The sequence below is a fragment of the Streptomyces sp. NPDC001709 genome (assembly GCF_053596375.1).
In genome coordinates this window covers 40,789-63,905 of record NZ_JBSFGB010000002.1, presented here as the reverse complement: position 1 = coordinate 63,905, position 23,117 = coordinate 40,789, and the positions used below count along the sequence as shown (strand labels likewise).

At 72.4% G+C, this 23,117-nt stretch carries 23 protein-coding genes and 1 pseudogene; 9 read left to right on the top strand and 15 right to left on the bottom strand.

The window, feature by feature from the left end:
- The 8 genes from ACWC0C_RS03225 to ACWC0C_RS03190 all read right to left on the bottom strand — a co-directional run bounded on the left by ACWC0C_RS03225 (position 1) and on the right by ACWC0C_RS03190 (position 8,798).
- Positions 1–1,821 carry a proton-conducting transporter transmembrane domain-containing protein gene (locus tag ACWC0C_RS03225; protein WP_450861212.1) on the bottom strand — a complete coding sequence of 607 codons (1,821 nt, stop codon included), beginning with the start codon at positions 1,819–1,821 and terminating at the stop codon, positions 1–3.
- Positions 1,821–2,513 (bottom strand): hypothetical protein, encoded by a 693-nt coding sequence (locus ACWC0C_RS03220; protein WP_449200717.1) that lies wholly within the window; start codon positions 2,511–2,513, stop codon positions 1,821–1,823. The genes ACWC0C_RS03225 and ACWC0C_RS03220 overlap by 1 nt, the downstream gene beginning before the upstream one ends.
- Entirely contained in the window at positions 2,510–3,466 is a 957-nt protein-coding gene (locus ACWC0C_RS03215) for a respiratory chain complex I subunit 1 family protein (protein WP_449200718.1), read from the bottom strand. The genes ACWC0C_RS03220 and ACWC0C_RS03215 overlap by 4 nt, the downstream gene beginning before the upstream one ends.
- A complete protein-coding gene (locus ACWC0C_RS03210; protein ID WP_450861210.1) occupies positions 3,466–5,499 on the bottom strand; it encodes a proton-conducting transporter transmembrane domain-containing protein in 2,034 nt (677 codons plus the stop codon). Before ACWC0C_RS03210 ends, ACWC0C_RS03215 begins: the two co-directional genes overlap by 1 nt.
- On the bottom strand, positions 5,496–5,978 hold the full coding sequence (locus tag ACWC0C_RS03205; protein ID WP_450861208.1) for an NADH-quinone oxidoreductase subunit B family protein: 483 nt from the start codon (positions 5,976–5,978) through the stop codon (positions 5,496–5,498). The genes ACWC0C_RS03210 and ACWC0C_RS03205 overlap by 4 nt, the downstream gene beginning before the upstream one ends.
- Before the next feature lie 85 nt (positions 5,979–6,063).
- Positions 6,064–6,426 carry an ArsR/SmtB family transcription factor gene (locus ACWC0C_RS03200; RefSeq protein ID WP_450861206.1) on the bottom strand — a complete coding sequence of 121 codons (363 nt, stop codon included), beginning with the start codon at positions 6,424–6,426 and terminating at the stop codon, positions 6,064–6,066.
- Positions 6,427–6,497: 71 nt separating this feature from the next.
- Positions 6,498–6,848: a zinc ribbon domain-containing protein YjdM gene (locus ACWC0C_RS03195; protein WP_449200722.1), complete on the bottom strand. Its 351-nt coding sequence runs from the start codon at positions 6,846–6,848 to the stop codon at positions 6,498–6,500.
- Between the two features lie 204 nt (positions 6,849–7,052).
- Positions 7,053–8,798, bottom strand: a complete 1,746-nt coding sequence (locus ACWC0C_RS03190) for a SulP family inorganic anion transporter (protein WP_450861204.1) — start codon at positions 8,796–8,798, stop codon at positions 7,053–7,055.
- 104 nt (positions 8,799–8,902) lie between these two features.
- Here ACWC0C_RS03190 and ACWC0C_RS03185 point away from each other — a divergent pair.
- Positions 8,903–10,155: pseudogene (locus ACWC0C_RS03185) on the top strand (molybdopterin-dependent oxidoreductase); the annotation flags it as partial.
- A 21-nt stretch (positions 10,156–10,176) separates the two neighbouring features.
- Here the strand turns inward: ACWC0C_RS03185 and ACWC0C_RS03180 are convergent.
- On the bottom strand, positions 10,177–10,341 hold the full coding sequence (locus ACWC0C_RS03180; RefSeq protein ID WP_450861734.1) for a hypothetical protein: 165 nt from the start codon (positions 10,339–10,341) through the stop codon (positions 10,177–10,179).
- A 140-nt stretch (positions 10,342–10,481) separates the two neighbouring features.
- Here ACWC0C_RS03180 and ACWC0C_RS03175 point away from each other — a divergent pair, with 140 nt between their 5' ends.
- Positions 10,482–10,907: an SRPBCC family protein gene (locus ACWC0C_RS03175; RefSeq protein ID WP_450861202.1), complete on the top strand. Its 426-nt coding sequence runs from the start codon at positions 10,482–10,484 to the stop codon at positions 10,905–10,907.
- A gap of 49 nt (positions 10,908–10,956) precedes the next feature.
- On the opposite strand, the gene ACWC0C_RS03170 is transcribed toward ACWC0C_RS03175, so the two are convergent.
- On the bottom strand, positions 10,957–11,235 hold the full coding sequence (locus ACWC0C_RS03170; RefSeq protein ID WP_449200725.1) for a hypothetical protein: 279 nt from the start codon (positions 11,233–11,235) through the stop codon (positions 10,957–10,959).
- A 58-nt stretch (positions 11,236–11,293) separates the two neighbouring features.
- Between ACWC0C_RS03170 and ACWC0C_RS03165 the strand changes: the two genes are divergently transcribed.
- Positions 11,294–11,956 (top strand): protein-L-isoaspartate O-methyltransferase family protein, encoded by a 663-nt coding sequence (locus tag ACWC0C_RS03165; RefSeq protein ID WP_449200726.1) that lies wholly within the window; start codon positions 11,294–11,296, stop codon positions 11,954–11,956.
- A gap of 95 nt (positions 11,957–12,051) precedes the next feature.
- Here the strand turns inward: ACWC0C_RS03165 and ACWC0C_RS03160 are convergent, their stop codons facing one another.
- Together ACWC0C_RS03160 and ACWC0C_RS03155 are read right to left on the bottom strand one after the other, a co-directional pair.
- A complete protein-coding gene (locus tag ACWC0C_RS03160) occupies positions 12,052–12,801 on the bottom strand; it encodes a PP2C family protein-serine/threonine phosphatase (protein WP_450861200.1) in 750 nt (249 codons plus the stop codon).
- Positions 12,802–12,928: 127 nt separating this feature from the next.
- Complete coding sequence (locus tag ACWC0C_RS03155) at positions 12,929–14,260, bottom strand: cytochrome P450 (protein WP_450861198.1); 1,332 nt, start codon at positions 14,258–14,260, stop codon at positions 12,929–12,931.
- Between the two features lie 330 nt (positions 14,261–14,590).
- Here ACWC0C_RS03155 and ACWC0C_RS03150 point away from each other — a divergent pair, with 330 nt between their 5' ends.
- From ACWC0C_RS03150 to ACWC0C_RS03140, 3 genes are all read left to right on the top strand, one after another.
- Entirely contained in the window at positions 14,591–14,950 is a 360-nt protein-coding gene (locus ACWC0C_RS03150) for a DUF6204 family protein (RefSeq protein WP_450861197.1), read from the top strand.
- Positions 14,951–14,975: 25 nt separating this feature from the next.
- Positions 14,976–15,437 (top strand): MarR family winged helix-turn-helix transcriptional regulator, encoded by a 462-nt coding sequence (locus ACWC0C_RS03145; RefSeq protein ID WP_449200730.1) that lies wholly within the window; start codon positions 14,976–14,978, stop codon positions 15,435–15,437.
- A gap of 182 nt (positions 15,438–15,619) precedes the next feature.
- On the top strand, positions 15,620–17,047 hold the full coding sequence (locus tag ACWC0C_RS03140) for a hypothetical protein (RefSeq protein WP_450861194.1): 1,428 nt from the start codon (positions 15,620–15,622) through the stop codon (positions 17,045–17,047).
- Here ACWC0C_RS03140 and ACWC0C_RS03135 read toward each other — a convergent pair.
- Complete coding sequence (locus ACWC0C_RS03135; protein ID WP_450861193.1) at positions 17,044–17,484, bottom strand: pyrophosphohydrolase domain-containing protein; 441 nt, start codon at positions 17,482–17,484, stop codon at positions 17,044–17,046. The genes ACWC0C_RS03140 and ACWC0C_RS03135 overlap by 4 nt on opposite strands.
- A 221-nt stretch (positions 17,485–17,705) precedes the next feature.
- Between ACWC0C_RS03135 and ACWC0C_RS03130 the strand changes: the two genes are divergently transcribed.
- Positions 17,706–18,704: a TAXI family TRAP transporter solute-binding subunit gene (locus tag ACWC0C_RS03130; protein ID WP_449200733.1), complete on the top strand. Its 999-nt coding sequence runs from the start codon at positions 17,706–17,708 to the stop codon at positions 18,702–18,704.
- 245 nt (positions 18,705–18,949) lie between these two features.
- Here the strand turns inward: ACWC0C_RS03130 and ACWC0C_RS03125 are convergent, their stop codons facing one another.
- Both ACWC0C_RS03125 and ACWC0C_RS03120 read right to left on the bottom strand, forming a co-directional pair.
- Entirely contained in the window at positions 18,950–20,353 is a 1,404-nt protein-coding gene (locus ACWC0C_RS03125; protein ID WP_449200734.1) for an ATP-binding protein, read from the bottom strand.
- Positions 20,354–20,362: 9 nt separating this feature from the next.
- A complete protein-coding gene (locus ACWC0C_RS03120) occupies positions 20,363–21,049 on the bottom strand; it encodes a response regulator transcription factor (RefSeq protein ID WP_450861190.1) in 687 nt (228 codons plus the stop codon).
- 292 nt (positions 21,050–21,341) lie between these two features.
- Between ACWC0C_RS03120 and ACWC0C_RS03115 the strand changes: the two genes are divergently transcribed.
- Positions 21,342–22,118, top strand: a complete 777-nt coding sequence (locus ACWC0C_RS03115; RefSeq protein WP_449200736.1) for an amino acid ABC transporter ATP-binding protein — start codon at positions 21,342–21,344, stop codon at positions 22,116–22,118.
- Positions 22,119–22,214: 96 nt separating this feature from the next.
- Positions 22,215–23,051: a glutamate ABC transporter substrate-binding protein gene (locus tag ACWC0C_RS03110; RefSeq protein WP_450861188.1), complete on the top strand. Its 837-nt coding sequence runs from the start codon at positions 22,215–22,217 to the stop codon at positions 23,049–23,051.
- The last annotated feature ends 66 nt before the right edge of the window (positions 23,052–23,117 follow it).

The following is a 23,117-nucleotide window of genomic DNA, read 5'->3' as shown; positions in this document are numbered from 1 at the left end:
TCACGGCCTTTCGAGGACGGCGGCGGCCTGGGACAGCAGGTCGCCGAGCGGGCCCGTCGCCACACCCAGCACGGCACAGGCGATCAGCCCCAGCACCAGGGGCCACAGCGCGGCCGGCGCCTCGGGCGCGGCGGGCGCGGCGGGCGCGGTGCCGAGCAGCATCCGCGCGGTGCGCACGGCGAGCGCCGCGAAGGCGACCAGAACCAGGAGGAGGGCCACCGCCATGGCCCACCCCAGACCGCCTCCGGCGGCGAATCCGGCGCGGGCGATGCCGAGTTCGGAGGCGAAGAGGCTGAACGGCGGGAAGCCGAGCAGTGCCGCCATGGCCAGCCCGAAAACGCCGCCCAGCCAAGGCACTTGGGCGATCAGTCCGCGCACCCGACCGATCCGGCTGGTGCCCCGCAACCACAGGATCCGGCCGGAGGCGCAGAAGGCGACGGACTTGGCCAGGCCGTGGCCGGCGATGTGCAGCAGTGCGGCGGACAGGGCGAGGGGGCTGCCGATCGCCGCGGCCAGGGCGATCAGGCTCATGTGCTCCATGGACGAGTAGGCGAGCATCCGTTTGTAGTCGCGCTGGGCGAGCAGCAGCCCGGCGGCGAGGGCGAGGGTGAGCAGGGCGATCCCGGCCAGCAGGACCCGGGTGAAGTCGGCGCCGAGAGCGGCGTCCGCGATGACCCGGTAGCGCAGGACCGCGGCGAGGGCGACGGAGAGCAGTACCCCCGACATCAGCGCGGAGACCGGCGCCGGGGCCTGGCTGTGGGCGTCCGGCAGCCAGGCGTGCAGCGGGACCAGACCGGCCTTGGCGCCGAAGCCGAGCACGACGAGCGTGATGCCGAGCCGGGTGACCGCCGGGTCGAGGCGGTCTGCGCGGGCGACCAGGGTGGGCCAGTCCAGCGCCCATGCCTCGGCGATGCCCGCCTGCCGGGCCGCGTAGTAGATCAGGACCGTGCCGAGGAAGGCGAGCGCGATCCCGGCCGAGCAGATCACCACGTACTTCCAGGCCGCCTCGACGGATGCGCGGGTGCGGCGGCGCCCGACGAGGAAGGCGGTGACGATGGTGGTGGCCTCGACCGCGACCCACAGCACGCCCAGGTTCGCGGTGACGACGGCCAGGCACATCGCGGCCAGGAACGCCTGGACGAGGACGTGGTAGCGCCACACCGTCCGGTCCGTCGCCCGCCCGGCGAGCCGCTCGCCCCTCAGGTACCCGGGGGCCGAGCCGCAGGCGATCAGTGCGACGGCGCCGACCACCAGCAGCATCCACGCGGTCAGCGCGTCCGCGCGCAGCAGGCCCGAGTACGCGTGCCGGGTTCCGCCGTCGAGCACGTCCGTCGCGAGCAGGCTCCCGCACGCGAGGATCACGGCGGGCGAAACGAGCCCGGCCCGGTCCCCCACTTGCCACTCGGGCACCGTGGCGGGCGCAGGCACCGTGGCGGGCTCGGGCACCGTGGCGGGCTCGGGCGCCATGCCGGGCGCAGACACCACGCCGGGCTCGGGCATCGTGGCGGGCGCAGGCACCATGCCGGGCTCGGGCATCGTGGCGGGCTCGGGCACCGTGCCGGACGCAGGCACCGTGCCGGGCTCGGGCACCATTCCGGACTCAGACACCACGCCGCGCGCAGGCACCATGCCGGACTCAGGCACCTCCGTCACCAGGGCGGAGCCCTGTGCGGGCACTCGTTGCCGGGCCTCGGGGAGCGCCGGGGCGCATGCCGCGGTGGTGGCGCGTGTGCGCACTGCGGCAAGTGCGTACCCGCCGGCCATGGCCAGCGGCACGGCGGCGGGCGCGGTGAGCAGCAGCGCGGAAGCAGTAAGGGGCATCAGTCGTGCAACTCCCGCAGGTCGTCGATGTCGGTGGTGCCGAACGCCTCCCGCATCCGGGTGGTGAGGATCTGCAGCACCAGCACCGCCAGCAGGACGTCGAAGGAGACGCCGAGTTCCACGATGAGCGGCACACCGGAGGTGGCCAGGAAGGCGGTGGCGGTGATGCCGTTGTCCAGCAGCAGGAAGCCGACCACCTGCGCGAGCGCCCGGCGCCGGGTCACCAGCACGAAGAAGCCGATCAGGACGACGGCCAGGCCCACCGGCAGGGCCCGGGTGGCCGGTGTCGGGTCCAGCACGGTCAGGGGCCGGGCCACCGCGTAGGCCAGCAGGGTCAGCAGCGCCGCCGTGAGCAGCGAGGCCGCGACGTTGACCAGCGGCTGGGTCTCCCGGGTCTCGGCGCCACCGGTGCCGTAGCGCTGCCGGTCCGCGGTGAGCGCGGCCAGGGCGCGCCGCATCAGATACGGCAGGACGCCCGCCCTGAGCACCCCGACGCCGAGGCCCACGGCGACCAGGTCCCACCGCTCCTCGTGCGCGCCGAGCAGCACGGCGATCGCGGCGAGGGCAACCCCCTGGAAGGCGAAGTCCCGGACGATCGCGGCGAGTTCGCGCCGCCACAGCACGATCACGGCGGCCAGCAGAAAGGCCCCGCAGGCCAGGTCGAGGAGCTGGGTGAACAGTCCGTCGCTCATGACGCTCCGTTCAGGAAGTACGAGGCGGTCACCGCGAGCAGCGCCAGCAGGAAGGAACCGGCGAGCAGCTCGGGCACCCGGAACAGCCGCACCTTGGCCCAGCACACCTCGGCCGCCGCCAGCACCGCACCCAGCACCGCCGCCTTCACCGCGAACAGCACCAGGGCCACCCCGAGGGCCGCCCAGGAGCCGCCCGTGGCGATGCCCCACGGCACGAACAGCGAGGACAGCAGCCCGAGCAGCAGGGTGAGCCGCATCTGGGCGCCGAGTTCGACCAGCGCCAGGTCCGGGCCCGCGTACTCCAGCACCATCGCCTCGTGGATCATGGTCAGTTCGAGGTGGGTGGAGGGGTTGTCGACCGGGATCCGGCCGGTCTCCGCGAGCACCGCCACCGCGAGCGCGGTCGTGGCCAGCAGCCCGGCCGGGGAGGCGAGTCGGGCCGGGTCGTGGGCGGCGCCGGAGACGATGGCCGGGATGTTGGTCGTCCCGGCCGGTATCGACAGCGCGAACACCGACAGCAGGATGGTCGGCTCGACCAGCGCGGCCACCGTCATCTCCCGGGAGGCGCCCATCCCGCCGAACGCCGTGCCCGTGTCCAGCCCGGCCAGCGCGAGGGCCAGCGTGCCCAGCGCGATCAGCGCCACCACCACGATCAGGTCCGCATGACCGCTGACCGGGGTGTCCGTCGACAGCAACGGCACCAGGCCGGCCGCGACCACGGTGGTGGCCACCAGCAGCGCGGGGGCTGCCCGGAAGGCGGGCCCGGTTCCCACGGGCGTGATCGGCTCCTTGCGCAGCAGCTTGCGTGTGTCGCGCCAGGGCTGGAGCACCCCGGCCCCGGCCCGGCCCTCCAGGCGGGCCCGTACCTGCCGCGTCCACCCGGCCAGGAGTGGCGCCCCGGCCACGACGACCACGACCTGGCCGACCACGGCCGCGTATCCGATTCCGTTCATCACCAGCCCACCGCCAAGGCCAACAGCAGGACGACCAGGCCGGCAAAGCCGTAGCCGAGGTAGAGATGCACGCTGCCGCCCGCCAGCCGGCGCGCCGCACGTCCGGTACGGGCGAGGGCGGTCAGCACCGGTTCGTACAGCCGGTGCTCGATCCGGTCGGGCACCGCGCGGGAGAAGCGCACCCGCTCCACCAGGTAGGCCGACTCCCGTACCGGCGTGACGTTCACGTCCTGCTCGGGCGCGAGGACGTCGTCGAAGACCCGTTGCAGCGGCTCGGCGAACGAGGTCGCGGTATAGGCCATGCGCGGGGTCGGCGCGCCTCCGCCGCAGTCCCACAGGCGCGCGTTCCGGCGTCGGCGCCGGTGCCCGTAGAGGCGGGGCAGCGCGGTGGCCAGGACGAGCACGCCGGTCAGGGCGGCGGTGATCCACAGCGGTGAGAACGACGCGGAGATGTCGGCGAGCCGTACCCTCAGCCCGCCGCCCGACACCGCTCCGCTTCCCGGCAGCCCGACCGTGCCCACGGCCCGGTCGAGGCCGTCGCCCAGCAGTCCGGGCGCCAGCGCGAGGGCCGCGCACAGGATCGCGAGCAGTGCCATCCCGGCGAGCATGAGCGACGGCGCCTCCTTGGCCGCCGCGGCCCGGTCACCGCGCGGCCGGGCGAAGAACCCCACGCCGAGCGCCTTGGCGAACACCGCCGCCGCGAGCCCCGCCGAGAGCGCGATCAGCGCCACGGCGACGGGCAGGACGACAGCCGGTGCCACACCCGGCACCTGGAGGCCGTGGATCAGGGACTGCAGCAGCAGCCATTCGCTGATGAAGCCGTTGCCCGGCGGCAGCGCCACCGCGCCCAGCGCGGCGACGGCGAACAGGCCCGCCGTGAACGGCATCCGCGAGCGCAGCCCGCCCAGCCGGTCCAGGTCGCGTTCCCCGGTGGCCCGCAGCACCGAGCCCGCCGCGCAGAACAGCAGCGCCTTGAACGCCGAGTGGTTGACCACGTGCAGCAGCGCTGCCGCGAGCGCCAGCGCGGCCAGTGCCGCGTCCCCGTACGCCGCGAACAGGCCCGCGGCGCCGACACCGATCAGCACCAGGCCCATGTTCTCCGAGGTCGAGTAGGCCAGCAGCCGCTTCAGGTCCGAGGCCATCGCGGCCTGCAGGATGCCGTACACCGCGGACAGCCCGCCCAGCGCGAGCACCGTCAGCCACCACCAGGCCGGTCCCCCGCGCAGCAGGTCGAAGCCGACCCGCACCAGACCGTAGACGCCGAGGTTGACCATGGCGGCGCTCATCAGCGCCGAGACGGGACTGGGCGCCTCCGGATGTGCGCGCGGCAGCCAGGCGTGCAGCGGCACGGCACCCGCCTTCGACATGAACCCGGCCGCCACCAGGACGAAGACCAGACCGCGCACCGTCGGCGACATGCCGTCCGCGCCTGCCCGCAGGGCCGCGAAGGACTCCCCGCCCGCCTGCCCGGCGAACAGGGCCAGCCCGGCCAGCAGGAGTACGAGCCCCAGATGCGTCATCACCGCGTACCACACGCCGGCCTGCCGCACCGTCGTCCTCTCCCGGTGCTCGGCCGCCACCAGGAGCAGGGAGGTGAGCGCCATCAGCTCCCACAGCGCCAGGAACGTGGACACCGACGCGGCCGCCGGAACCAGGATCAGCGTGAGCGCGAACAGCGGCAGCAGCGCCTGCGCCGTACGGGAGCCGAGTCCGTGCGGGCCGTGCCCGTGCGCATAGCCGATCCCGTACACCGCGACCGCCGCCAAGACGGCCCCCGCCACCGCCAGGAACAGGCCCGCCCACGCATCCACCGCCAGCTGTGCCCCGGCCAGCGGCAGCAGCCCGGGGAACCCGGCTGACCAACGGCCTCCGCCCAGTGCGGCCACACCCGCTGTGCCACCCGCCACCCCCACACCCGCCGTCAGCACTCCCACGACCGGGACGCGGACCCGGTCCGGCAGTCCGAGACCGGCCGGCGCGCCCGCGCCGCCCAGTGCGGTGGCCGTCGCGAGGGCGACCGAGATCGCGCTCACCGCCCGGTCACCCTCCTGAGCGCCGCCACGATCTCGCCCGGCTCCGGCGGGCATCCGGGCACGGCCAGATCGACCGGTACGACGTCGGAGACGGCGCCCTCGACGCCGTACCCGCCCGCGAACTCTCCGCGGTCGATCGCGCAGTCCCCGACCGCGACCACCAGCCGCGGCTCTCCCATCGCGGCGACCGTGCGCCGCAGCGGCGCGGCCATGTTCCGCGTCACCGGCCCCGTCACCAGCGCCACGTCCGCGTGCCGGGGCGAGGCCACCAGGCGGGCCCCGTACCGCTCGGCGTCGTAGACCGGGTTGAAGGCCGCGGCGATCTCGATCTCGCAGCCGTTGCAGGAGCCCGCGTCCACGCAGCGCACCTGCGCCGAACCGCCGAGCTCCCGCGCCCCTGGCGGGGCCTCACCCGCCGGGCGCGGCGGCGCGGGCTCGGCCACCCGCCCGCTGTCGCGGATCTTGCGCAACAGGCCCATGAACCCTCCTTGACCCGGTGACGACGTGTCCACAGGCGGTCAAAACGGCGTTCAGCGGCCGGAGTTACGGCACTTTCCCCGCACTTTACCTGTTTTTATGAGGATTTATCGGTGCCTCTCCCTGCGCGGCCTGCAGGTCGGCCAGCAGTTCGGCCTGCCCGGCCAGCACGCCCGACAGGATGGTCCGCGCGACCCGGAGCAGCTCGGCCACGTGCGGGCTGGTCAGCGAGTAGTACACGGTGGAGCCCTCCTTGCGGGTCACCACCAGGTTCGCCCGCCGCAGCACCGCCAGCTGCTGGGACAGGTGCGCGGGCTCGATGCCCACCTCGGGCAGCATCTCGGCGACCGCGTGCTCGCGCTCGCTCAGCAGCTCCAGGACCCGGATGCGGGCGGGATGGCCGAGCGTCTTGAAGAACTCGGCCTTCAGCTGGTACAGCGGCGTACTCATCGTGCCGTCCCCTCCCCGACACACCGGCTCGGCTCCACCGGCCGGACGTCGGTGCATCGCATCCACACGGTTCAGACCTTCTTGACCACGCTGGACTTCAGCTGCATGGCGCCGAAACCGTCGATCTTGCAGTCGATGTCGTGGCCGTCCACCCCGTCGACGAGGCGGATGTTGCGCACCTTGGTGCCCGCCTTGATCCCGGTCGGGCTGCCCTTGACCTTGAGCGTCTTGACCACCGTCACGGTGTCGCCGTCGGCGAGCGGGTTGCCGACCGCATCACGGATCACCTTGTCCCCGCCCGCGTCGGCCGACGAGCCGGACGGCGACCACTCATGGCCGCATTCCGGGCAGACGAGGAGCGCGCCCATCTCGTACGTGTACGCGCTGGAGCATTCGGGGCAGGGGGGAAGGGTTTCACTCATGGGACCAGTGTCTTTCACTCAGTGAGCCGATACGTACGTCATGGGGGTGGGGTGCACCTCAGCGCTCCGCGGCGCGGGCGAGGCGGAAGCCGGTGACCGTCTGGGGGGATGCTCAGGATCGTGTCGTGCGGGCCGGGCGGGCCGGGCGGGCCGTACGACGGTCACGTCGCGCTGGGTGAACACCGGGCGGCCCAGGCTGCTGCCTCATCGGGCTGGCTCCTCGGTGCTGTCCGTCGTCTTCGGGCCGGTCGGCTGCGCGGGGACGGCGGGCAGGACGCCGGCCATCTGCAGGTGGTCGCGCGCGCCCTGGATCGCCTCGGGGGTGGTGGCGTACTCCCGGCCGTCCAGGCGGAGGAGGCCGAGCGCGCCCACCGAGTCGAGAACCTGGCGCTGGCCGGGCCGTATGCCGGACGTCATGACGACGATGCCGCGCCGGTTCAGCTTCTCCACCGCGTCCTTCAGGACGAGGGCGCCGGTGGCGTCCATGGTCGACACCCGGGACATCCGCAGGATCACGACGCGGACGTCGGCGACCTCGGTCAGCTCCAGCAGGAAGCGGTGGGCGGCGGCGAAGAACAGCGGGCCGTCGATGCGGTACGCGACGATGTGCTCGGCGAGCAGGGCATGCTCCTCCACGCTGTGGTCGGCGGGATCGAGGGGCACCCGGTCGAAGCGGGCCTGCCTGGCCACGGCGCGCAGCGCGAGGGCGCCCGCCACGATCAGTCCGATGATCACTGCGTAGACGAGGTCGAGGGCCAGGGTCGCGGCCGCGGTCAGGACGAGGATCAGCGCGTCCGAGCGGGTGGCCTTGGCCATGGCCCGCAGCGAGCCGACCTCCACCATGCGGACCGCGGTGGCCAGCAGCACGCCCGCGAGGGCGGCCAGGGGGATCTTCGACACCAGGGGCGCGGCCGCGAACACGATCAGGGCGAGGACCGCGGCGTGCGTGAGCGCGGCCGAGCGGGAGCTCGCGCCGGTGCGGACGTTGACCGCGGTACGGGCTATCGCGCCGGTCGCCGGGACGCCGCCGAAGAGGGGGGCGGCGATGTTGGCCAGGCCCTGCCCGAACAGCTCCCGGTCCGGGTCGTGTTTCTGCCCGACCGTCATGCCGTCGGCCACCGACGCCGACAGCAGGGACTCCAGCGCGGCGAGTGCCGCCACGGCCACCGCGGGGGCGAGCAGGGTGCCCAGTGAGCCGAGGTCGAGGAACGACAGCGAGGGGAGCGGCAGCCCGGCGGGGAGGTCACCGATGGGCTTGGCCGCGTCCAGGTCCGCGACCTGCGCGACGATCGTCGCGGCGATCACGGCGAGGATGGAGAACGGGATCGTCGGCCGCCACCGCGCACCGGCCAGCATGACCGCGGCCACCGCGACCGCGAACCCGACCGCGGTCCAGTTCGGCGCCTTGGCGAACTCCGCGAACGCCCGCCAGGTGACGACGAGCACGCGCTCGCCCTCGGGCTTGGGCACACCCAGTGCGTTCGGGATCTGCTGGAGACCGATGACGCAGGCGATGCCGAGGGTGAAGCCCTCGACGACCGGGGCGGGCACGTACTGCATGTACTTCCCGGCCCGCAGCGCGGCCAGCGCCACGAGCATGAGGCCGGCCATCAGTCCGACGGTCAGCACACCGGTCGGCCCGTACCGGCCGACGATCGGGACGAGCACCACCGTCATGGCGCCGGTCGGCCCGGACACCTGCAGATTGGAGCCGCCGAACACCGCGGCCAGCGCGCCCGCGACGACGGCGGTCGCCAGGCCCGCCTCGGCGCCGAGGCCGGAGGAGACTCCGAAGCCGAGCGCGAGGGGCAGCGCGACGATGGCGACGGTCAGGCCGGCCAGCAGATCCCGCCGGGGGTCACGCCGCATCTCCGCGAGGTCGCTGCGGCCGGGCAGGAGGCAGGCGATCCGGGCGGCTCCCGTACGGGCTCGGGCCCGGAAACGTTCCATCTCCACAGCATGTAAGCAATTGCAGAATTTCGCAATTCGTATATCCGTTTTGTGGCGAGCCGCACCTCGTGGAGTGGTCGACGAGCACGACAGTGGACGCCGACAAGGACAGCGGGGCGGACGAGGGCCACTCCTGCGTCAAGGGCCGCTTCGCCTTCGGGTACGCGCCCCATCCCGACCGCATCCTCAAGCCCATGGTCCGCGAGAGGATCACGGACCCGTGGCGGGAGGTCGAGTGGGACGAGGCCATCGGGACCGTCGCCCGGAAGATGCGCGCCATCCAGGACACGTACGGCCCGGGCTCGATCGGCGCCATCAGCTCCTCGCGGTGCACCAACGAAGAGGTGTATGCCGTCCAGAAGACGGTGCGCGCGGCCTTCGGCAACAACAACGTCGACACGTGTGCCCGGGTCTGCCGATCATGGTGATCGGCGCCAACCCCACCGACGGCCACCCGGTGTTCGCCTCGCGGATGAAGCGGCGCCTGCGGGAGGGCGCGCAGCTCGTCGTGGTCGACCCGCGCCGCATCGGCCTGGTGCGCTCGCCGCACATCGAGGCCGCGCACCATCTGCGGCTCAAGCCGAGCACCAACGTCGCCGTCGTCAACGCCATGGCGCACGTGGTGGCCACCGAGGGCCTGACCGACCGGTCCTTCGTCGACGAGCGCTGCGAGGGGTTCGGCGAATGGGCCGAGTTCGTCGCCCTCCCGGAGAACAGCCCGGAGGCCACCGAGGCCATCACCGGGGTGCCGACCGCTCAACTGCGGGCCGCCGCACGGCTGTACGCGGGGGCGCCCAACGCGGCGATCTACTACGGCCTCTGCGTCACCGAGCACAGCCAGGACTCCACGATGGTCATGGGCATGGCGAACCTCGCGATGGCGCGCGGCAACATCGGCCGCGACGGCGTCGGCGTGAACCCGCTGCGCGGCCAGAACAACGTGCAGGGCTCCTGCGACATGGGCAGGCTCCTTCCCGCCCGAGCTCTCCGGCTACCGCCATGTCTCCGACCCGAACCTCCAGCACGTCAGCGCCGCGCTGGCGGCCATGGACCTGGTCGTCGTACAGGACCTGTTCCTCAACGAGACGGCCGGGTTCGCGCGCGTCTTCCTGCCCGGCGCGTCGTTCCTGGAGAAGGACGGCACCTTCGCCAACGCCGAGCGCCGGGTCAACCGGGTGCGGGCGGTGATGAAGCCGAAGACGGGCAAGCACGAGTGGCAGATCGTCTGCGAGATCGCCACCGCCCTGGGCGACGCGTTCGCGCGCGGCGGGGCAGGTTCGTCGTCACCGCGTACGTGCCGACGGACGAGCGCACCACCTCGCGATTCTCACTAGTGCTGACCACGGGCCGCATCCTTTGCCGGTCCTGTCACGGTCGATCAGCGCCGTGCGGAGGCCGGCGGGACGTGGTGCCCAGCCCTAGCGTCCCGGTGCTGCCCGACCGCATGACGGCCAACCTCGGCCTTGAACGCGTCGTGCTCGGCGAGGATCCGCTTGGACCAGACGACGAGTCGCTCGCCCTCCGGGGTCAGGCGGAACAGCATGGAGCGGCTCCTCTCGCGCGAGCGACTTTGTATACAGTATTCCTTATTCAGGATACGAAACTCCAATACTGTCCCCACCCCGCAAGGCGCACACTGTAAGAAGAAGGCCATGCGTCATGAGCTGCACGTGGAGGTGGGCCATGAGCACCCTCGAACTGCACGTCGACGTCGAGGTGCCGGTCGACAGGGCCTGGGAGACCCTGCACCGGGTGGAGAACTATCCGCGCTTCATGGACGGAGTGCGAGGTGCGCGTACGGAGGCCGGGGGCCGGGCGCATCTGGAGGTCGAGGCGGGCGGCCGGGCCCGGGAGGTCGAGGCCGAGGTCACCGACCGCGGCGAGCACCTGATGGAGTGGCTCACCAGAGGCGGCCCCGAGCTGATGGGCTCCTTCTCGGTGCAGCCGATCGACCGGAACCACACCCGGATCCAGGCACGCCTGGAGTACGACCCCGACACGGTCCGGGTCACCTTCGGCGGACCGAAGGGCTTCGCCCAGACGAACGCGATCGAGCGCCTCGTCCGCGGCGATCTGGAGCACTTCAAGGAGTACGTGGAACGCGGCTGAGCGACGGGAACGCCGTGGGCGCGGCGGCATCGGGCAGCCGGTGCGCCGGTCAGGTCTCCATCACGGCGGCGCAGTCCGAGCAGACCACGGACGCGTGTTCCGTGGGGTACCAGGGCGCTCCGGGGTGTTCGGAGGGCTTCCAGTCGGCCGTCTCCATGGCGAAGGTATCCCTGCCGCACAGGGTCCGCGGTCCCGCGGCGGTGCGCGAACCCGGGGCCGTCGGTGCCGCGTGCACCTTGCGGACCCGCCGTTCCGCGCCACTGGCCGATCCCGCGGAGGAGCGCGTCGACCCGGGCCTGTCGAGTTCGTAGACGACGATCTCGGTCATGTCTCCACGGTAGGGCGTCTCCTCCACCGAAGGCGGTCGCGAGGTGGTGAGCCGGCCCGTGCACTCCGTACCCGGAGCACCGGACGATCTCGTACGGGCCCTCACCGCGGCCGGGGTCGGGGACGAGCGGCTGCTCGAAGCCGTGCGGACGACTCCCCGGGCGGGATTCGTCCCGCCCGGGGAGGAGGCCGACGCCTACCGGGACGTACCCGTTGCGATCGGGCAGGGGCAGGTGACCACACAGCCCTCGCTGTCCGCCATGATGATCGAGAGCCTGGGTCTGGGCGGGAGCGAGCACGTCCTGGAGATCGGTACGGGCCTGGGCTTCCAGACCGCTCTGCTCGCCCGGCTGGCCGCGGACGTGGTCAGCATCGAGATGCGGCCGGGCATAGCCCGCCAGGCGCGCGTGAACCTCGCACGTCAGGGCGTGCGGAACGTGGAGCTGCGCGTCGGCGACGGCAGCGGCGGTGTGCCGGACCGGGCGCCGTACGACGCCGTCCTCGTGTCGGCGGCGTTCCCGGAGGTGCCCGCGCCGCTCGTCGCCCAGCTGGGGCCGCGCGGCCGTCTGGTGCAGCCGATCGGTCCGGGCGGGCACGAGCAGGTGGTGTGCTTCGAGCGCACCGCGTCGGGGCTGGCGCGGCTGCGGGTCCTGACCTGGGCCTGCTTCGTCCGGTTGCAGGGTCGGTACGGCTTCCCGCCGGAGGACGCGGAGGCGCGTTGAGATGTCCCCCGCGGGAGCCCCTGGGAGTCCCCGGGAGCCCTGGGAGCCCTGGGAGCCCTGGGAGCCCTGGGAGCCCCCAGGCGGCCCCTCGTCGTCTAGTCGTCCGCGACGCGTACGACCGCCAGCGTGATGTTGTCGGGGCCGCCCGCCGCGATGGCGGCCTTCCACAGCTCGAACGCCGCCCGGCCGTCGTCGTGCTCCCTCATCACCTCGTGGAGCACCTCCTCCGGCAGCGGATCGGTCAGGCCGTCGGTGCAGATGAGGTAACGGTCGCCGGGAGCCAGGGACGAGGCCGCCACATGGGGGTGGACGGCGCGGTAGGAGAGGCTGCCGCCCAGGCACTGGGTGACGATGGACGTGGTACGCCGCCCGGGTTCGGGCGGGGGGCTGTCGTCGACGCTCACCTGGCGCAGCCCGTCACGGGAAGCCTCGAAGACCCGGCTGTCGCCCACGTTGAACACCAGCAGCGAGCCCGGCTGCACGACGGTGCCGGCGACCGTCGTGCCCATGGCCGCCAGCTCGCTCCCCCGGTCGCCGCCGGCGGCCTCGTACACGGCGCGATTGCAGGCGTTCAAGGCGTCGCGGACGGCGTCCTCGCTGCCCAGGGCGGATCCGACGGCCGCCATCCGGCGGACGGTCAGGGCGCTGGCCACCTCACCGCCGGGATGCCCGCCGAGCCCGTCGGCGACGGCGACGACCAGCGGCGTCCCGAGCGGGAAGAGCAGGGTCTGCGGACTCTCCGTCACCGTGGCGCACAGGGTCCACGGCCCGATCACGAGGCTGTCCTCGTTCCGTTCGCGCAGCAGCCCGGGATGGCTGAGCGCGCTCACCGCCACGTACCGCATGGAACGCCACCGCCTTCCCGTACGGGCACGCAGCAACGGTACGGCTCCAGGGTAGGCGCTCGCCCGGGGAGCCGGCCGCGCGACGGCGCCTCCGCCCCCTCGGCCGGCCGCACGCCGACGGCCCGTTTCAGGTGAGCGGCGGGGCCAGGGATGCCGGGGTGGGGCCGTCGGGACTGACGATGAAGCCGTACCGGGTCTTGGCGGGGGTGGAGTGGAAGACCGGCGTGTGGACCGGCAGCAGACGCTCCAGGAGGATGGTCGATTCCCGGAGCGCGAACTGCGCCCCGAGGCAGGCTCGGGGGCCCATGCCGAAGGGAAGGTAGGCGCCCGGGTGGCCGGGCCGGCCGTCCGGGGTGAGGAAGCGCCGGGGGTCGAAGTGCTCCGGGTCCGGCCACAGTCCGGGATCGCGGTGCGTGAGGTACGGGCAGACCAGGAGGTCGGTGCCCGCCTCCACGGTGTACCCGGCCAGGGTGTCGTCCTCGGCGGCGTGGCGGGGCAGGATCCACGCGGGCGGGTACAGCCGGAGCGTCTCGTGCACCAGGGCCTGGATGGCCTGTCGGCGCTGCGCCGAGCCTTCGCCGCCGGCGGCGAGCGCCTGCTCGCGGGCGCCGGGATACCGGTCGAGGAGCAGGTGGAGCCAGGTCAGCGTGGTGGCGGTGGTCTCGTGCCCGGCCGCGAGCAGCGTGACCAGCTCGTCGCGGATCAGCCGGTCGGTGTACTCCGGGTGCTCGGCGGCGGCGTCGATCAGCACCTGCAGCAGGCCCGGGCCGTCGGGGCCGGCCGCCCCGTCACGAGCGGCCTCGACGGCGTGCCGGGCGACCGCGTCGATCCGGGCGAGATCGGCGGCGACGGCGCCCTGTGCGTCGGTGGCATCCGCGGGCAGGGCCGGCAGGGCGGCCGCCACGGCGGCCACGGCGGCCAGTTCGCGCTCGGTCCCGTCGTCGAGGGCGTGCCCGGTGAGGGAGCGCCAGATGGCGTCGAGCGCGAAGCGGCGCATCTCGCGGCCGACGTCGAGGGTCTGCCCGGTACGGGCGTACGCCGCCCAGCGCCCGGCGGTGGTCCGGGCGGCCTCGGTGATCCGGTGTTCGTAGCGGCGCATCCCGGTACCGGTGAACTGGGCCTGGAGCAGGCGGCGTTGCCGCTTCCACGCCGGACCGGTGGCGGCGACGACACCGTCGCCGATCAGTAGCCGGGCGCGGTGCGAACGCTTGACGTACTGGTCCGGGCGCCGGGCGAGTACGTGCTGGACGGCCTGCGGGTCGGTGACGAGCACGGTGGGCGCCGGTCCGAGACGGAACGCGGCGATCCCGCCGAACCGCTCCCGCACCTGGGACAGCAGCTCGACCAGTTCACCTCCCGCCGCCCGCCACCGCTCGACGACCGCGGGCTCCGCCTCCGGCACCGCCCGCCCCGCTCCGGGAACGTCCGCGGGGGAGCCGGGACCTGCCTCGATGTCCATGTTCTCTTCTCCTGGTCGACGTCGAGCCGCCGGACGTGGCCGTGCCGGAGCACGCGCACCCCCGGACTGTACGGGAGCGGGCACATCTCGTGACAGGCCGCCTGACGGGGTGGGACGCGCGGCGCGGGTTCGGGCGCGGGTTGGTCGAATCCCGGTTGTCGTGAGGGAGTTGACGCAAGCGGAGGGGTCGGGCGACCGGTCCGGGGTCATCATGAGGCCACGGGGGACGACGGGCCGGCGGGAACAGGGGGATCCCGCCGGCTCCGCGGGCCGGGGCGGCCTCCGGAAACTCGGTGGAGGCGGCGGGTCCGCCGTGCCTATGGTCGCGGGATGAGTACACGCACTTTCCGGATCACCGTACGCGGCGCCTTCGACGGCCTCACCGACGCACAGCGGGCCGCGCTGCTGGCGGACGCCGCCGAACACGACGTGCTGCGCGCCGCGTTCACCCCCGAGGGCAACCTGAGCTACGACATCGCCGCCCGGCCGGCCTTCGTCTTCCGTTTCTCCGACACCGGGGAGGAAGAGGAGGACATCCTGGAAGCGACCGAGCGGGCCGAGGAGGCGGCGAAGGCCTGGCTGACCGAGCGCGGCTACGGCTTCAAGAACCTCCGTTCCACCGCCGAGGACCTCTCCCAGGCGCCGATGGGCAAGCGGCAGCGACGCGCGGCCCGTTCGTACGGCTCATAAACTTGAGTACTCAAGGAGGTGGCAAATGAGAGGCACGAGTGACCCGCAGGCCACCCTGGACGCGGCGCTGCGGCTGGTGCGGGCCCAGGCGGCGCTCGTCCGGCGCTTCGACTCCCGGCTGAGCGGCTTGCACGGGGTCAGCCTGGCCGACTTCACCGTGCTGCTACGGCTGGGACAGGCACCCGGCGGCCGTATGCGCCGGGTCGACCTCGCCGAGGCGCTGGGCCTGACGGCCTCCGGGGTCACGCGCGGGCTGGCCCCGCTGGAGCGGATCGGGCTGGTCACCCGCGAGCCGGATGCCCGGGACGCGCGCGTGGCCTACGCGTCGCTGACGACCACGGGCCGACGGCGCCTGAAGGAGATGCTCACCACGGCCGAGGAGACGGCCACGGAACTCTTCGCCGCACCGGCATGGAGCGCCGACGACATCGCACAGCTGTCGTCCCTGCTGACCCGCCTGGGCGGCACGGGCCTGGCCGGCCGCTGAGCCCTGGCCGGCTCCAACCGGCCGTGTCACACCTCACGTTGAGATGTGGCCGGATTGTGAGGGAACCCTGCGGGCGGGGTGGCATGCTCATGGCTCAATACGAGTTACCGGTCGGTTCTACCCACCAGTAGGACGCTCGCCCGGTACCTCTCTGCCACCCCCCACCTCACACAGGACCCACCATGCGCAGACGCATGCGGCACAGACGTGCCCTGCTGCCCGCCTTCGCCGTGACCGCCCTCTTCCTCACCGCGGCCTGCTCCTCGGCCGCACCGCACGCCGAGCCGTCGGCGACCGCCGGGCACGGCCGGCAGGCCGAGACCGACGGGCGGCCCGCCGACGGCACGGACCGCCCGCTCGCCGTCGCCGCCGCTCCCGCCACCACCGCGACCGCCACGGCGGGACCGGCCGGTTCCGGACAGCGGGCCCACAAAACGGCGCTCGCCATCAGCTCGTACGACAGCCACTCCCGGCGGGCCGTGCTCTCCGACCGGCCTGCCCGCCAAGGGAGTTCATCCGGCTCCCCGACGGCCTCGCCCACCCCCTCCCGCGCCCCGCACAAGGCCGCCGTCGGCGATGTGATCGCCAGCGCGCCCGCGCCCGGCGCGCCGCACGGGCTGCTCGCCAAGGTCACCAAGGTGATCGGCGAGACGGGCGGCGGCACCGAGGTGCAGACGGAACCGGCCACCCTCAACGCGCTGCTCGGCGACGAGACGGCCAAGGGCGCCGTACCGGTCGACCCGTCGTCGTTCTCCGTGGACAAGCTGCTGCCCGATGTGAAGGTGTCCTGGACGAAGGCCGGTGACGTGCACGCCGGACCGAAGGGTGCGACGGTGCCGCTCGGCAGCCTCCGGCTCGACGTGAGCGCCGGGATACCGACGGCCCAGGGCGCCCCGGTCTCGGCCGCCGCCTCGGTGAACGGCTTCGTCCAGGTCGCCCCGCAGGTCGACTTCGCCTACGGCGGCGCCGGTACCGACGCGCCGCCCGGCTCCGCCTACCTCGGCGTGTCCGGCGACTGGACCTCCGGCTGGGCGGTCAGGGGCCGGGCCGCCGCGAGCACCGGCACCCCGCTGCGGATCCCGTTCGCCAAGCTGCATGCCGACCCCGTCCTCCAGGTCGGCCCCGTGCCCGTCGTCGTCAACCTCGACCTGACCTGTTACGTCCAGATCAGCGGCGACGGGCACGTCACCGTCGACGTCGAGCAGAACGTCAAGGGCGGCTTCAAGGCAGGCGGCACCTTCGGCCCGGCCAAGGGCTGGACGCCGGTCAGCTCCTCGAACATGACGAGCACGCCCGTGCGCGCCTCCGTCACCACCGCCGGCACCATGAAGACGGCGCTCGGCGCCGAGGCATCCGTCGGCCTCTACGGCACCGTCGGCGTCACCGCCGACCTGGCGCCGTATCTGCGCGGCGAGGCCTCCGGCACGGTCACCGCCTCCTCCGACGGCGGCGGGGCGAAGGCCGAGGGCTCCTGGGGTGTGTACGGCGGGGTCGACCTGTCCGGGACCCTGCGGCTCCAGCTCTCCGTCTTCGGTACGCCGGTCATCCAGCGGAGCATCCCGCTGGGCACCCTGAACCGCGAGTGGAAGCTGGCGAGCGGCACCCTCTAGGCGCCCGGCCGGACGCTCGGCTCCGCCGCACCGTGCCGCGCCGCCGGTATCCAGCCCTGGCGGCGCAGTACCGACGACACGTCCGGTGCCCGGTAGTGCTCCCCCTTGAGGACCTTGCCGTCGGCCCGGCGGGCGACCTGCCCGTCCGGGCCGAGCTTGCTCATGTTGGCGCGGTGGATCTCGGCGATCACCTGGTCGAGGTCGATGCCGTGGACCAGTGCCGTGCCGTACGCCACGTAGACCACGTCGGCCAGTTCGTGCGCGAGCTTGTCCAGCGGGCCATCGACCGCGACCTCGGCGACCTCCGCGGCCTCCTCCGCGAGCAGTTCCCCGCGGTGCGCGGCCAGTTCGGGGTCCACCTCCGTCGGCGTACTGCGGGCGTCGAGGCCGAAGGCACGGTGGAACTCTCGCACGAGGTCGGACGGTGAAGTGCTCATGCGACGACTCTATCGGCCACCACTGACAGAGCCCCTGCTCCTCTTCCCGGGCAGCCCGGGGCGCTCTCTTCGCGGGCCTGGAGCGGACCCTTCGCGGGGCCGGGGCGGCACCCTTCACGGGGCCCAGAGCGCGCCCTGCGTGGAGCCGGAGCGCACCCTTCCTGGGGCCGGAGTGACCTCGGCCCTGGTCAGCGCCGCGCCCGGCCTGGCAGGATCGCCGCATGTCCAAGGTGTTCCCCCGTATCAGCAGACGCCGGGCGCTGCCGGCCGCGGCGGCCGGTGCCGTGGTGCTCGGGCTGCTGCTGTGGTGGCTGCTGCCGCTGGGCGAGAAGCCGCCGAGCGGGACCATCGTCTTCAGCACGGGCACGCCCCGGGGCGTGTACCAGGAGTACGGCGAGCGGCTGCGCGCCGAGTTCGCCAAGGACATGCCCGACCTGAACGTGAAGCTGCTCAACAGCGCCGGTTCACAGGAGAACGTGGAGCGGGTGGCGACCGGCAAGGCCGACTTCACCATCGCGGCGGCCGACGCGGTGGAGGCGTACGAGCTGCGACACGGCAGCGGCGCCGGGCGGCTGCGCGGGGTGGCCCGGCTCTACGACGACTACGTGCAGCTCGTCGTGCGCAGCGACTCGGACATCAGAAACCTCGCGGACCTGCGGCACAGGCGGGTGGCGATCGGGCTGCCCCACTCCGGGGTGCGGCTCATCGCCGACCGGGTCCTCAAGACCGCCGGCATCGATCCGGGCAAGGACATCACCCCGTTCGCGGACGGCATCGACACCGGGCCCGACCGGCTGCAGCAGGGCAAGATCGACGCCTTCTTCTGGTCGGGTGGCCTGCCCACCAAGGGACTTGTCACGCTGGCCAAGAAGTCCGCCTTCAAGTTCGTGCCGATCGAGGACGACCTCGTCGATCGGCTGCACCACGAGGGCCAGGGGGCGCGCTACTACCGGGCCACCAACATCCCCGAGTCCACCTATCCGACCGTGCAGCAGGGCACCGAGGTCCCGACGATCGCCGTGGCCAACCTCCTGATGACCCGCGCGGACGTGGATCCCCGGCTGACCGAGTGGGTGACCCGCACGGTCATCAAGAGCCGTGACGGCATCGGCGCCCACGTCCACTCCGCCCAACTGGTGGACCTCCGCACCGCCATCTACACCGACCCCCTGCCCCTCCAGGAGGGCGCCCGCCGCTATTACCGGTCGATGAAGCCGTAGGGCCGACGCGGCGGAGGAACCCCGGCGGGCGAACCCCGTTACGAACGAGCCGGGACCGGCCGCCCCAAGCCCGCGTACGATTCCACGGCCCGCCCCTCGCCGCACGCCAAGCGCCGCCGAACCAAGGCCGCGACCAGCTCCCATCCCCAATCTCGCGCCCCGAGGACACAACCACGTCCCGAGCCGCCCCGCCCAGGCCGGTCAAGCCGCCCCCCTCTGGCCCCAGCCCCAGCCGAAGCCCCGGCTCAGGATTCCCCGTGCCGAGGCACACTCACCGTCACCCGCAACCCCCGCGGCTCATGGTGGGCGTAGTCGATCGAGCCGCCGCCCGCCGTGAGCAACGCGCTCACGATGGAGAGGCCGAGGCCCGAGCCCTTGATGTTCTGATGGCGGCCACTGCGCCAGAACCGGTCGCCCACGCGCGCGAGTTCCTCGTCGGTGAGGCCGGGCCCGGTGTCGGTGACGACGACCGTGCAGGTGTCGCCGTCGGCGGCGACGGTGACCTCCACCGTGCCGTCCTCGGGGCTGAACTTCACGGCGTTGTCGATCAGCGCGTCCAGGGCGCTGGACAGGGTGATCGGGTCCGCCCAGGCGGTCGTGGGCGGGCAGTCCCCGGTCAGCCGTACGCCCTTGGCCGCGGCGGCCGGTGACCAGGCGGCGAGGCGCTCCTCGGCGAGCGCGCCGATGTCGGTCAGCCTCAGGTCCGCCTCGGCGTGCTCGGCCAGCGCCAGGTCGAGCAGATCGTCCAGGACCTGCGCGAGGCGCTTGCCCTCGGTGCGGACCGAGGCGATCTCCTCATTGTCCTCCGGGAGTTCGAGTGCGAGCAGTTCGATGCGCAGCAGCAGCGCCGCGAGCGGGTTGCGCAGCTGGTGCGAGGCGTCCGCGACGAAGGCGCGCTGCTGCTCCAGCACGTCCTCGACGTTGTCCGCCATCTCGTTGAACGACCGGGCCAGCCGCCTGAGTTCCGGCGGCCCGCCCGCGGCCGCGACCCGGGACTTCAGCCGTCCGGTGGCGATGTCGTGTGTGGTGGCGTCCAGGACCCGTACCGGTTTGAGCACCCAGCCGGTCAGCCGCAGTGCCGCGCCGACGGCCAGCAGCATCGCCGCGATCTCGCCGGCCCCGATGACCAGCCAGCCGCGCAGGGTCCGCGAACGCATCTCGCCGGTGGGCGAGTCGGTGACCACGACGGCGACGACGTCCCCGTCCCGGATCACCGGAGAAGCGACGATCAGCCGGCTGCGCTGCCAGGGCCACACCTGCTTGGGGTCGTGGCTGCGCCGGCTGAGCAGCGACTCCTCGAAGGCGCCCCGTACCTCCCCCGTCCGCGGTACGAACCAGTCGCCGGGGGCGTTGGCCATCGCCGAGCCGTTGCGGTAGAAGACGCCCGCCCGGATGCCGTAGACGCCGTAGTAGCTGTCCAGTTCGCTGCGCAGGGCCTCCAGCCGCTCGTCGGTGCGGGTCGGCCGGGATCCGCGGGGACCGTCGGTGACGAACTGGGCGAGCGCCGCGAAGCGCGCCGTGTCGTCGATGCGGTCGACGACGACCTTCTGCTGCTGGGCGGCGGCCAGGCTGACGGCGAGCGGAAGGCCGAGGGCCAGGAGGACGGCCGCCATCAGGACGATGAGCAGCGGCAGGAGGCGTGTGCGCACCCGTCCCCGCTAGGCGGCCGGGGCGACGAGCCGGTAGCCGACGCCGCGTACGGTCTCGATCAGCGCGGGCATGCGCAGTTTGGCACGCAGGGAGGCGACGTGCACCTCCAGGGTGCGGCCGGTGCCCTCCCAACTGGTGCGCCAGACCTCACTGATGATCTGTTCCCGCCGGAAGACCACGCCGGGCCGCTGCGCGAGCAGGGCGAGCAGATCGAACTCCTTGCGGGTCAGTTGGATCACCGAACCGTCCACGGTGACCTGCCGCGTGGGCAGTTCGATCCGCACGGGACCGAGGTGCAGGGCGCTCTCGCCGCCGGTCGCCGGGTCCTCCTGCACGGTGCGCCGGCTGACGGCGTGGATACGGGCGAGCAGTTCCCCGGTGTCGTACGGCTTCACCACGTAGTCGTCGGCGCCCAGGTTGAGCCCGTGGATGCGGGAGCGGACGTCGGAGCGCGCGGTGACCATGATCACCGGGGTGCTGGTGCGCTTGCGTATCTTGCCGCAGACCTCGTAGCCGTCCTGGTCGGGCAGGCCGAGGTCGAGCAGGACCACGCCGAAGCCGTTGCCCTCGGGGACGAGCGCCTGGAGGGCCTCCTCGCCGCTGCGCGCGTGGGTGACGTCGAAGCCGTGTCGCGCGAGTACGGCGGAAAGGGCCGCGGCGACATGGTTGTCGTCCTCGACGAGCAGCAGTCTCATCCCGGCCCCCTCCGGTTCAGCGGTCGTACGGTCTGGGTTCTCGCGCGTCGTCCAGGCCCACGCGCGCGCGTGCACCATGGCAGTGACGCCGATGGACAAGGACGGCGTCAAGAGCGTTCCGGTTGCCCGCCGCTTCCGTTATCCGGCCGATACGCACACGCGTGGCAAGTGCTACGACACGTGTCCGATTGCTATCGGATCGTGATGCTCAGATCTCCCTCAGATGTGATGACGCAGGTCACAGCGGCTCACTACTGTCCACCGAAACCGAGGAGGACGGAGCCCGAGAGCGATGACCAATGTATCGGTGACCAAGGAAGACGTGGTCACGTCCGACGAACTGGTCGTCCTGAAGAGCGTCAACAAGCACTTCGGCGCGTTGCACGTGCTCCAGGACATCGACCTGACGATCGCCCGCGGCGAGGTCGTCGTGGTCATCGGGCCCTCCGGGTCCGGAAAGTCGACCCTGTGCCGCACCATCAACCGTCTGGAGACGATCGACTCGGGCACCATCACGATCGATGGGAAGCCCCTGCCCCAGGAGGGCAAGGAGCTGGCCCGGCTGCGGGCGGACGTCGGGATGGTCTTCCAGTCCTTCAACCTCTTCGCGCACAAGACCGTGCTCGAGAACGTGATGCTGGGGCAGCTCAAGGTCCGCAAGGCGGACAAGAAGCAGGCCGAGGAGAAGGCCCGGTCCCTGCTCGACCGGGTCGGCGTGGGCACCCAGGCCGACAAGTACCCCGCCCAGCTGTCCGGCGGCCAGCAGCAGCGCGTGGCCATCGCGCGGGCGCTGGCGATGGGCCCGAAGGTCATGCTCTTCGACGAGCCGACCTCCGCCCTGGACCCCGAGATGATCAACGAGGTCCTCGAGGTCATGCAGCAGCTCGCCCGTGAGGGCATGACGATGGTCGTCGTCACCCATGAGATGGGCTTCGCACGATCGGCTGCAAACCGGGTGGTCTTCATGGCCGACGGCCGGATCGTCGAACAGGCTGCGCCCGACCAGTTCTTCAGCAACCCGCGCAGCGACCGGGCCAAGGACTTCCTGTCCAAGATCCTGCACCACTGACGGCGACGGCCCGCCCCGCACCTGGGTTGGCTTTCCCAACCCGCGGGTTGCCTTTTCCAACGGACCTCGTTCCTCACCACCCAAAGGATGTTCACCATGAAGCTCCGCAAGGTCACCGCCGCCTCGGCCGTCGTACTCGCCCTCACGGTGGGCGCCACCGCGTGCGGCGGCGGCAAGAAGAACGACGGCGGTTCCTCCGGCGGCGGTAAGACGATCGCCATCGGCATCAAGTTCGACCAGCCCGGCATCGGCCAGAAGACCCCGCAGGGCTACTCGGGCTTCGACGTCGACGTGGCCACCTACGTCGCCAAGAAGCTCGGTTACAGCGCGGACCAGATCGAGTGGAAGGAGTCGAAGAGCGCCGACCGCGAGACCATGCTGCAGCGCGGTGACGTCGACTTCATCGCCGCGTCGTACTCGATCACGCCGGCGCGCCAGCAGAAGGTCGACTTCGCGGGCCCGTACCTGCTGGCCCACCAGGACGTGCTGGTCCGCGCGAACGACAACTCCATCAAGTCGCCGGCGGACCTGAACCACAAGAAGCTGTGCTCGGTGGTCGGCTCGACCTCAGCGCAGAACGTGCACGACACGCTGGCCCCCAAGGCGCAGCTCCAGCAGTACCCGACGTACTCGGCGTGTCTGACCGGTCTGCAGAGCAAGGCGATCGACGCGCTGACCACGGACGACTCGATCCTCGCCGGTTACGCCTCCCAGGCCCAGTTCAAGGGCAAGTTCAAGCTGGGTGGCTTCAAGATGACCAACGAGAACTACGGCATCGGCGTCAAGAAGGGCAGCGACCTCAAGGCCAAGATCAACAAGGCTCTTGAGGAGATGGTCTCCGACGGTTCCTGGGAGGCGGCTGTGAAGAAGAACTTCGGTCCTGCCAACTACAAGAACGAGCCCGCTCCGAAGATCGGCGACATCAAGAGCTGAGGCAACGCCCACGGGTGCGCCGTGCGCGAGGGCGGCGCACCCGGGCATCCCTAACACGCGGAAGCG